Origin of the sequence: Acinetobacter sp. Leaf130, from assembly GCF_001423205.1 — a bacterium.
In the GTDB taxonomy this organism is placed as follows: domain Bacteria; phylum Pseudomonadota; class Gammaproteobacteria; order Pseudomonadales; family Moraxellaceae; genus Acinetobacter; species Acinetobacter calcoaceticus.
In genome coordinates this window covers 472,311-480,622 of sequence record NZ_LMOE01000001.1, presented here as the reverse complement: position 1 = coordinate 480,622, position 8,312 = coordinate 472,311, and the positions used below count along the sequence as shown (strand labels likewise).

General features: G+C 33.1%; 11 protein-coding genes. 3 read left to right on the top strand and 8 right to left on the bottom strand.

Annotation, left to right across the window (positions count from 1 at the left end):
* Positions 1–588 precede the first annotated feature (588 nt).
* From ASF86_RS02100 to ASF86_RS18910, 5 genes are all read right to left on the bottom strand, one after another.
* Positions 589–1,152, bottom strand: coding sequence for a TetR/AcrR family transcriptional regulator (locus tag ASF86_RS02100; RefSeq protein WP_056478924.1), 564 nt, complete (start codon positions 1,150–1,152; stop codon positions 589–591).
* Positions 1,153–1,838: 686 nt separating this feature from the next.
* Complete coding sequence (locus tag ASF86_RS02095; protein ID WP_056478921.1) at positions 1,839–2,465, bottom strand: hypothetical protein; 627 nt, start codon at positions 2,463–2,465, stop codon at positions 1,839–1,841.
* Between the two features lie 38 nt (positions 2,466–2,503).
* Positions 2,504–2,692 carry a hypothetical protein gene (locus tag ASF86_RS02090; RefSeq protein ID WP_081407614.1) on the bottom strand — a complete coding sequence of 63 codons (189 nt, stop codon included), beginning with the start codon at positions 2,690–2,692 and terminating at the stop codon, positions 2,504–2,506.
* Positions 2,693–2,837: 145 nt separating this feature from the next.
* Positions 2,838–3,308 carry a hypothetical protein gene (locus ASF86_RS02085; RefSeq protein ID WP_056478915.1) on the bottom strand — a complete coding sequence of 157 codons (471 nt, stop codon included), beginning with the start codon at positions 3,306–3,308 and terminating at the stop codon, positions 2,838–2,840.
* Positions 3,309–3,405: 97 nt separating this feature from the next.
* Entirely contained in the window at positions 3,406–3,552 is a 147-nt protein-coding gene (locus ASF86_RS18910; protein ID WP_081407519.1) for a hypothetical protein, read from the bottom strand.
* Between the two features lie 513 nt (positions 3,553–4,065).
* Here ASF86_RS18910 and ASF86_RS19765 point away from each other — a divergent pair.
* Complete coding sequence (locus tag ASF86_RS19765; RefSeq protein WP_003650910.1) at positions 4,066–4,218, top strand: hypothetical protein; 153 nt, start codon at positions 4,066–4,068, stop codon at positions 4,216–4,218.
* Positions 4,219–4,327: 109 nt separating this feature from the next.
* Here the strand turns inward: ASF86_RS19765 and ASF86_RS02080 are convergent, their stop codons facing one another.
* A complete protein-coding gene (locus tag ASF86_RS02080) occupies positions 4,328–4,567 on the bottom strand; it encodes a hypothetical protein (RefSeq protein ID WP_003650908.1) in 240 nt (79 codons plus the stop codon).
* 183 nt (positions 4,568–4,750) lie between these two features.
* Positions 4,751–4,975 carry a hypothetical protein gene (locus tag ASF86_RS02075; protein ID WP_056478911.1) on the bottom strand — a complete coding sequence of 75 codons (225 nt, stop codon included), beginning with the start codon at positions 4,973–4,975 and terminating at the stop codon, positions 4,751–4,753.
* 280 nt (positions 4,976–5,255) lie between these two features.
* Here ASF86_RS02075 and ASF86_RS19830 point away from each other — a divergent pair, with 280 nt between their 5' ends.
* Positions 5,256–5,489, top strand: coding sequence for a hypothetical protein (locus tag ASF86_RS19830; protein ID WP_003650898.1), 234 nt, complete (start codon positions 5,256–5,258; stop codon positions 5,487–5,489).
* Between the two features lie 153 nt (positions 5,490–5,642).
* On the opposite strand, the gene eat is transcribed toward ASF86_RS19830, so the two are convergent.
* On the bottom strand, positions 5,643–7,058 hold the full coding sequence (gene eat / locus ASF86_RS02065; RefSeq protein WP_056478907.1) for an ethanolamine permease: 1,416 nt from the start codon (positions 7,056–7,058) through the stop codon (positions 5,643–5,645).
* A 181-nt stretch (positions 7,059–7,239) separates the two neighbouring features.
* Between eat and ASF86_RS02060 the strand changes: the two genes are divergently transcribed.
* Complete coding sequence (locus ASF86_RS02060; RefSeq protein WP_056478904.1) at positions 7,240–8,241, top strand: phosphotransferase enzyme family protein; 1,002 nt, start codon at positions 7,240–7,242, stop codon at positions 8,239–8,241.
* Positions 8,242–8,312 lie beyond the last annotated feature (71 nt).

Genomic DNA, 8,312 nt, shown 5'->3' with positions numbered 1-8,312 from the left:
GCCTCACCCCAATTGTTACTAATTTGTGAATTTTTGTTAAAACAAGTTTATATATGGATTGTAAAGATAGTTTTAATAAGGATCAATTTATTTTTAATCATTTAAGTTAATAAAATTAGATCCTTAAATAAAATATAAAATTATATTTACTTATACCCAATCACAAAATTTAATTAATCTTCATAAAAATAAAACAAAAATAGCAAAAACACCCAGATATATTAAATTAAGCTAAACAATAAGCTTCTTTTTAATATATTAAGTACTTAAGAATTCAAACCTATTATTAATAATCATTTAGTAAAAAAAATTATTTTTATATGCATATATATAAATAATTTCTGATGATCTTATCCAATATAAGAGACCTATTTCTTTAAAATTTATAAAATTCTAAAATATTTAAATTTAAAGTTTTAAGAAAAAATTTATATCTAAAATTCAACAATAAAAATATCACATTTTTCACAAATTAATTGATTATAATCACATATTAATACAGTTTAATAATTCTATTAAATTGGCAGTATCATTGAATACTGCCCTTTATTGGTCTTAATCTTTTTTAATTCTAAATTACTTTATTCTTCACTCTTTTCTAATTAATGCTTTAGAAAAGCAAGTAAACATCTTTTTTCTCTCATCCGCCCCATCTGAGCTTAAAAGCTGAATAATTGCGCCTTCAATCATATATACAAACAGTTTGGCATCCTGAAAAGTTGCATCGGTTTTAAGTGCTCTAAGTTGGTTATAGATTTCATTGATTAGCCAAGTTCTATACCTCACTGCGGTTTGGTAGACTTTTGGATAGGTCAGTTTCGTTTCAAAAATTGCTTTAAATAATAAATAGTAGTGCCCCTCTAAATCAGTATGTAAGAAATAAAGTGCCTTGAGTTTATCAATCGCGCTTGTGTGGTGGGCGTACTCAGCAATCGAAATCACTTTTTCTTTTAAACATTCTTTTTGTACGATCAAACAGATTTCAATAAACCGCTCTTTAGAGTGAAAATAATGATAAAAAGTCGCTTTTGGAATTTCGGACTCTTTCACAATTCTGTCGACCCCAACCGTATGAAATCCGTGATGATGAAACAAATGAATCGACGTATGAATGACTTGAATAGCACGCGTTGGGAGAACTAAATTTGGCATAGTTTTACCGTTATAAAAATTCTTGTTGTTTCTAAATGAGATACTTTTTTGGGAGAAAAAAAGGCATAGCAAAGCCGTAAAGACTGTGCGTGGCACATCTCAAATTTTATTGTTGATGCAAGTTTTTTTTGAGCCGTAATGACTTAAAGCCTGAAAACCTTAGGGCGTTCAAGCTGCTTTAATTTTTTAAGCTGTGTCGTTATAGCTTTTGGCAAAGACTGCCAAAAAATAATGGATGTGCAAAGCCAACTCCTTTTTATTGGGAGTTCTGCCAAAACATTAAAATTATGGTGGCAGAACGAAAGAGGGTTGACGGACTGGTCATAGAGCCAGCACACCCGAAGGTGTCCCCCTCCCGTTCCACCGTAGAGGGGGCACGAGGGGCTAGGCACTAAAAGTAAAACCTTTAATGCTTCTATGATACGGTCCGTCAAAACCGACTGGCGATGTGGCCAGCAGGCAAAGGATAGTGTCCAACCCTTTTACAGTCAAGCACACAAAATGACATTTGTTTTAAATTAGATCATTAAAAAGTAAGGATAAATAATGAGTGAGTTATTGTTAAATTGGGGTTTATAAAGCAGGCATAAATTAAAACAGCCAAGTGCAGATAAGTCTTGAGCTGAATATACACAGATGTTGTGTGTATTGCCGATTTGAACCAAGAAAATAATTTACTCTTAAATTTATTTTTTCATAGGTAGTAGTAAAACAGGGTCTTCAACATCATAACCAGTTTCTTCTGGAACCCCCAGATATTTAACGACAACTAACCTCTTATTTTGTTTAGGCACTCTATAATTTTGGGAAATTTTTATTGCTTTGGTGTAATGAACCGCAATATGGATCTTACTTTGTAAAGACGGCGATTTTACAACATATTCTGTTTTATATTGTGTCATCTTTTCTGAAGGATCAGACCAAGCTGATATTTGAGTCTGATGACTTTTTAATCTTTGAATTTTTACAGTCTTACTATTACTTACGATCAAAGGGGTTAAATTCTTTTTAATTTTTTTTATAGCCTTATTAAATCCACTACTATCTTGATCATAATCAATCTTATGGGTTTTTGGATTGATATATAGAGATCGAACTTCAATAAGTTTATCGGGTGATTTACTATTTAACAGATAATAATATAATTGTGGTAGACGTCCTCGACCATCCTCATAATGTCTTAATACATAAAGTTTCTTGTCTTTTTCCTGATAACCCAATACTTCAATTTTTTGTCCACCACCCACTGTCGCATAAGTATGTGCGGATAACATAAAAATAGCACTAAAACTTAGAATTTTTAGAAACTTCATTAGCTGATATCCTTGTGATTTTTTAGACGGGAAATTAATTAACGAACATAGAGTGGATCTTCTTCAACAAAAAACACTTCACCCGATGAAGGTAGAATCCATTGATAGGTTCCGTCTATTTTCTTCATTTTTTCTTTAAAAATATTATATATCGCTACAAGATCATGTTTTTCATCATATTCCCCTACATAGCCCAGTGCCTTTTCATCCTGAAACTCTTTAAACATTTTATGCATTTTGACAGCTCTAAGTTCCATATCTTTTCTCCTTTTTATTATCCATACAATAATTATGATCTCTTTTTATGTTCAATACTAAAAAAAATGTACCAAAATATATCTCATAAAATATCAATCAAATATTTATTGGATTTTAATATTTATCAAACCTAAACTTTTCCATATCGTATGGTATGTCTAGCTTCACACTCCACTGGCTTAATTCTTCACTCATTATAATGGCATCAACTTCAAAAGCATCTTTCTCACTAAAACCTTTTATTTTTAAAAAATTAACAAAACTAGAGGAGTTTATTTTATTAAGATATCCGACTCTTAAAGTATCTATATATACTGCGATTTTATTTGTTTCTTTTTCGAGGCAGATTACAGCATTTTTAAAGACCTTCACGCTACCGACATTTTGGTTACCGACTAAAGTTATCAATTCTTCTTGGTATAAAATCACAATTATTTCATGTTCAAAAAAGTTTTTGTGATCTGTAAATATTTTCCCAGCTATTTTTAGGGTGCTTTCTGGGAGCTCTAGATTAACCGTAGAAAAAACCTTAAATAAAATATAAGCAAAAATAAATAAGATAAAAAGAATTATTATAAAATACATATTAAAATATTCCTCTTAATTTTATAAATTGGCAAAAAGAATAATTATTCTTTCTACCAACCAATATTTTTAAGAAAAAATATAAATTTCTATATTATTATTTTTTCTCATTTTTATCATTTTGATTGACTTTTTCTACGTCATTTTGCTCAGGAGTTTTAGGTTCAAACTCTTTACCATCTTGTTGTTGCTGTTGTTGCTCTTTTGATTTGTCTTGATCGCTTTTAACTTGGTCCTGAGACATTAGAGTCTCTCCTATTTAATAGTGTGCAGATGATTATCTAGCACTTAGTTAACATAGTCCCTTTACCTTTATATAGATACAGCGCAAGTGTATCTGAATGTGATACTGTTGTTTATTATCATAATAATATATATTTTAATCACTACATAAAACAAATACTTCAAACTCTTATATTTTTATTATTTTAAGCTTATTAACTTTATGCTCACACCCCAAGTACGAATTTAACCCACAAAAACAATATCATAAAGTTTTTATATTTTTAGATACAGATGCGAATATCATATTTTCCACAGACTATATAAATAAAATAGATTTTAAATATCTATTAATTCGTATCCTTGATTTAAATTTTACTACTTAAATCAATATATAAGATATTTTTTAAAAAATTATATCGATATTAAAGTATATAAAGGAACATATCTCTACATACCACTCCCATAACTACCGTAATGTAACTGAGTGAAAGGTATACTATCAAACTTCACTACTCTTATTAAGAAGCTTAAAATGTCTGATTTTAAAGACTTTTCAAAAAAAGCAACTCAGAACCAAAATGACTCCGATCCAAAACCAAATGAGGATAAAGTTGAAAAACCAGCCCAGCCATCTGAATCAGAAGACTCTTCACCAATTAAAAATAATGAAGAAAAAAATAAATAAAAAGATAAAATTTCAATTAATATGAAAGAAGTCCATTTTTGGGCTTCTTTCATATTAATTTTTTATAAACAAATCTTCCAATCAGATCCTTTAAAAACTCAAAAACCAATTAATTTTTAAATTTACTTAAATCTTTTGAATTAAAATCTGGATCGACATGTGTTTGTATTAATAAAATGAGTTCTTCATTTACTTGTCGAATTAGCTGTGCTTGTAAGCGGTTATCTTCAAGCTCATCAATTAACCGAATAATGATATTCCTCAACCACTCACACTCTATTTCTTTCTCTGCATTTTTTTGGGCAAGATAATTTAAAAGTTTATCTTTTTCAATCAATTTATCTCCCATATAGACACCTACAATCCAAACTAAATTATTTTCTTTAGATTACAGGATAAAATAATATATTCATGAATAGTTATGTATTTATAAATTTCAAAAATTAAATCTACAAAATATTTAAATTTTATTCTAATGAAGAGGATAGCTTCAAAAGCCCACCCTCTTTTATAATAAATTATTTATTTTAATTTAGGTAACTAAAAGTTTCGTATTCAGTATTAATTCAGCTCTTTTTTGTGCTTCATAGAAGTCAAGTTCTTCACTTATCCAAAATGAATGAAGTTGCCCATCTAAATGAAAATACTCTTTATTGTATTGAGAACCATGATCAGAATAATGGTTGTCTACTTTGAAATGAGTCTGATCATTCTTTCTTTTTTGACCATCAAGTATGCCGCCAATACAGATATCCATTTTAATGCCAATTATTAATCGAAATTGACTATAGCACACATAGATCGGTTGCTCTAAAAAGAGTTGTTACCCGTAACTTTTCTACCATTTATCAATGTATTATGGCTTTAGTGTATCTGCTTAAATTTACAGGTAATAAAAAATAATTTATATGTTTAGGATATTTAAATACGCAATATTAGTGTTTAATTTTCCAAATTTCATATTAGTGAAAATAACCCTTCTTTGATTAGATAAATCTCTATATGCTGCAATGAACCACTTACAGAAAATTACTCGAATGGCCGAACAGACCCTGCTACAAGAGCTTAACTCGCGAATCGAATATTATTCTTCAAGAACAGACTATCCGCTACGTAGAATTTTAATAGGCTACCGTGCATACGCAAAATTAATGTTATGCGCCTCTTTCTCAGATGAGGTCATAAATTCTGCAATTGATCCCAATAAACGCAAATATAAAAAGTTAAAAATTAAAATTACGAAAGACGATAATCAACTTGATCTTGAATAAATTAATTCATTTATTAGTTTTTATAGATAACTGATTTAATGAGATAAAAAAGTACAATCTATTTAAAAATAAAAAAATTTCAAATCTGGAAATGCTTAGAAAAAAGAACAAATAAAAGAGGCCGAAACCTCTTTATTCTTATTACTATAAAAATCAGTCATCAATCATGGCGAACTCTTGCTCAGGCGTACCTTTAACCAAATGGTGACGGCTATATAACAGATAATAAAGTATAAATCCGACATAAATGAGTGCAGCCAATAACCAAACTTTCGGATTCACCATTAACCCTGCAACTACAGCAACGGCGGCAAGAATCAAGGCAATACAAGACGTCCAAACCCCACCAGGCGTTTTATAAGGGCGTGGTAACTCAGGACGAGATACGCGTAATTTGATATGTGAAAGCATCATCAAAACATAAGAAATTGTTGCACCGAATACTGCCATTAAAATGAGTAAGTCACCCTCACCTGTTAAAGAAAGTAAAAACCCAATAATGCCAGGAATGATAATGGCCCAATATGGCGCTTTATTTTCATTGGTAAGCGATAGGTTTTTTGGCAAATATCCCGCACGCGACAGTGCAAAGATCTGACGTGAATAGGCATAAATAATTGAGAAGAAACTTGCGACAAGTCCAGCAAGACCGACAAAGTTAACAAAGCTTGCCAACCATGTGTGCTGACCATACACCGCAATCAGCGCATCAACCAAAGGTGCTCCCGAATTTTTTAAAGCATTTGAACCCGCAGCGCCTGCGCCCAAAAATAAAATTAAAAGCGCAAACGATGCCAATATCAACATTGAACCAATCAAGCCTCGTGGCAATGAACGTACTGGATCTTTTGCTTCTTCGGCAGCCAGTGGCACCCCTTCAACTGCAAGAAAAAACCAGATGGCATAAGGTACTGCTGCCCATATTCCCATATAGCCAAACGGTAAAAAGCTACTCGCACCTGCATGAGAACTGACAGGAATATCAAACAAACGTGCACTGTCAAAATGTGGAAGCATCGCAACGATAAATACAACGAGTGCAATACAAGCAACGGCGGTAATTCCAAACATGATTTTAAGCGCTTCACCTGCACCTTTCAGATGAATGCCCATAAAAACTAAATAACAAATTAAATAAACAGCCCAACCGCCAATGCCAAATAATGATTCGCAATATGAACCGATAAATACTGCAATCGCAGCAGGTGCAATTGCATATTCAATTAAAATCGCAGTCCCTGTGAGATATCCTCCAAAAGGACCAAATGCAACACGGGCAAAACTATAGCCACCGCCAGCAGTGGGCAACATCGTTGACATCTCAGACATCACAAAGCTCATGCAGAGATACATAAACGCGACGATAACTGTTGCAATAAAGAGTCCGCCCCATCCACCTTGTGCCAGCCCAAAATTCCAACCAGCAAAGTCACCCGAAATAACGTAGGAAACACCGAGTCCCACCAAAAGTAACCAACCTACTGCCCCCTTTTTTAACTGACGTTTTGCAAAATACTCTGCGTCCTGTTGTAGAGCGCCAACATCTACACTTAATTCTGACTCTTTCATTGCCGTATTGCCTTATCGACTAAATTTACACCATCAATAGTTGCGCAAAAGATATTCATAAAACTTGACAGCAAAACATCTCCCCGACCACTTGAAGTCAAGTTGATTCATTTTTTCTTTTATAAGATCGACGGCATCTCAACACGAAACGTGTTTAAAAATTAAATTGAGGAGATGGGTTATGTCTGTAGAACAAAATGAATTTTTAAGCCAAGTTCAATTACAAATACTGGCAGAACAAGCAATTAAGCAATATCCATCAGACTATCAAGGACAGGTCAAACTACTGTGTCAGTCTGAAAATGCAACCTATCAAGTTTCGACTGGATCTGCCCGATATGCACTTCGAATTCACCGTCCCAACTATCACAGCAAACTCGATATACAAAGTGAGCTTGAATGGTTAGATGCTTTAAATGCGAGTGGTATTCAAGTTCCTGTTGCGATTGCAGATCAATCGGGTGAACGCGTAATTACCTTGAAACTATCGAATGATATTTATCGTTATGCAGTCCTTTTCAACTGGGTTGAGGGCGATATGCCGACTGTTGAAGTTGACCCCACTGCATTTGAGCAATTAGGACAAATTACCGCAAAGTTGCACGTACATAGCAAAACATGGCAAGCGCCTGAAAACTTTCAACGTATTGTGTGGAACCATGAAACCATGGTCGGTGCAGATGGTCACTGGGGAAACTGGAAAAATGCACCTCACTTGAGACAACAAGATCACGGCGTTATCGAAGAAGCCATTGTACAAATCGCGAAAGATTTAAATTCTTTTGGCAAAACTCAGGAACGTTATGGCCTGATTCATGCCGATTTGCGTTTAACCAATCTATTACTACAACAAGAACGTATTGGCGTGATCGATTTTGATGACTGTGGAATGAGCTGGTTTATGCATGACCTCGCCGCTGCGATTAGCTTCAATGAACATTATGCAAATGCGCCTCAATGGGTTGATCACTGGTTAAAAGGCTACGAACGTGTAGGTCATATTCAGTCAGAAGAATATGAAATGATCCCAACTTTTATCATGCAACGCCGTATTCAAATGATGGCTTGGAATGGTTCTCACGCACAAACAGAAATGGCTCAAAGTCTTGGCGATCAATGGTCCAATGAAACTGTGCGTCTCTGTAAAAAATATTTAACCGGACAAATGCCTGTAGGAATTTGAAAAGTGATTTAGATCGCTTTTCCCTCATTTCCAATTTTTAGTTTTTAAATTTTATAGAATTTAAAGGAAGG